The organism is Pelagibius sp., assembly GCF_028289705.1.
In the GTDB taxonomy this organism is placed as follows: Bacteria; Pseudomonadota; Alphaproteobacteria; order Kiloniellales; family Kiloniellaceae; genus Pelagibius.
The window spans coordinates 1-1979 of sequence record NZ_JANQOI010000102.1 but is presented as its reverse complement, the minus strand read 5'-3'; the positions used below and the strand labels follow the sequence as shown (position 1 = coordinate 1979).

Genomic DNA, 1979 nt, shown 5'->3' with positions numbered 1-1979 from the left:
AGCCGCTTCAATAACTTCCCCCTCCCCCTTCGATGGGGGAGGGTTGGGGTGGGGGTGACACCCCGTCCGCCGAAAGCCGTCTATCACTACGGGCTCGCTTTGCTGTTCTGCAACCAACGTCCTGCCTCCAATGCCTTGCAACACGACTCTCTTCGCCAAACAGCAAAAAGCTATACCAGACAGCCGTGCGCCCGGTCGTGGGGAGCGGGAAAGGCGGGCCGGAACGAAAACAGGGCCCCGCTCCGGGGCCCTGCGTCGCGTTGAAAAAGTGCGGTCGCGCGGTCAGCCGCCGGGCTGTGGCTCCGGCTCCATACCGCCGGGCGATTCCTTGCCCGAATCCTTCACCGCCTTACCGCTGGAAGGCACCGAGGAGCGGCGCCCGGTGGGCCCCTGGTCGCTCTCGCCGCCGCGGTCGATGTCGCCGCCGTCGATGATGGTCTGGACCTCGGCGCCGCTGAGGGTCTCGTATTCCAGCAGGGCCTTGGTTACGGCATGGAGGTCGTCCATGTGTTCGTTGAGCACGACCCGGGCCTTCTCCTCCGCCTCTTCGATGATGCGGCGGATTTCCTCGTCGATCAGCTTGGCGGTGGCCCCGGAGATGGTCTGGGTGCGCGCCACCGAGTGGCCGAGGAAGACCTCCTCCTGGTTGTCGACATAGCGCAGGCGGCCGAGCTTTTCGCTCATGCCCCATTCGGTGACCATGCGCCGCGCCATGTTGGTGGCCTGCTGGATATCGTTGCTGGCGCCGGTGGAGACGTTCTCCGGTCCGTAGATCAGCTCCTCGGCCATGCGCCCGCCGAACATCATCGCCAGCTTGGCGGTGATCTCCTTGAACTTCAGGCTGTAGCGGTCGGACTCCGGCAGGTTCATGGTGACGCCGAGGGCGCGGCCGCGCGGGATGATGGTGACCTTGTGCAGCGGGTCGTTGCCCGGCACGAAGAGACCGACCAGGGCGTGACCGGCCTCGTGGTAGGCGGTCATCTCCTTGTCTTCCTCGCTCATCACCATGGAGCGGCGCTCCGCCCCCATCATCACCTTGTCCTTGGCGTTCTCGAAATCCGCCATGGTGACCACACGCTTGTTGGCGCGGGCCGCCAGCAGGGCGGCTTCGTTGACCAGATTGGCGAGATCAGCGCCGGAGAAGCCGGGGGTGCCGCGGGCGATCACCTTGGGCTCCACGTCGGGCGCCAGGGGCACCTTGCGCATGTGCACCTTCAAGATCTTCTCGCGGCCGATGATGTCGGGATTGGGCACCACCACCTGGCGGTCGAAGCGGCCCGGGCGCAGCAGCGCCGGATCGAGCACGTCCGGACGGTTGGTGGCGGCGATCAGGATCACGCCCTCGTTGGCCTCGAAGCCGTCCATCTCCACCAGCAACTGGTTCAGGGTCTGCTCGCGCTCGTCGTTGCCGCCGCCGAGCCCGGCACCGCGGTGGCGGCCGACGGCATCGATTTCGTCGACGAAGATGATGCAGGGCGCGTTCTTCTTGCCCTGCTCGAACATGTCGCGCACGCGGCTGGCGCCGACGCCGACGAACATCTCGACGAAATCGGAGCCGGAAATGGTGAAGAAGGGCACGTTGGCCTCGCCGGCAATGGCGCGGGCCAGCAGCGTCTTACCGGTGCCCGGCGGGCCCACCAGCAGGCAGCCCTTGGGGATCTTGCCGCCGAGGCGCTGGAACTTCTGGGGGTCGCGCAGATACTCGACCACCTCTTCCAGTTCCTGCTTGGCCTCGTCGATGCCGGCCACGTCGTCGAAGGTGACGCGGCCCAGCTTTTCGGTCAGCAGGCGCGCCTTGGACTTGCCGAAGCCCATGGCCTTGCCGCCGCCGCCCTGCATCTGGCGCATGAAGAAGATCCAGACGCCGATCAGCAGCAGCATCGGGAACCAGGACATCAGGATCTGCAGAAGAGGATTCATCTCCTCTTCCGGCGCGGCGGTGATGCGCACGCCGTTCTCGCGCAACTGCGGCACCAGGT

The 1979-nt window shown here is 66.2% G+C and carries 1 protein-coding gene; it reads right to left on the bottom strand.

Annotated features, from left to right (window positions below):
• Nucleotides 1-282: 282 nt before the first annotated feature.
• On the bottom strand, nucleotides 283-1979 hold a 1697-nt coding region (gene ftsH, locus Q0996_RS13855; protein ID WP_299620624.1), incomplete at its 5' end, for an ATP-dependent zinc metalloprotease FtsH.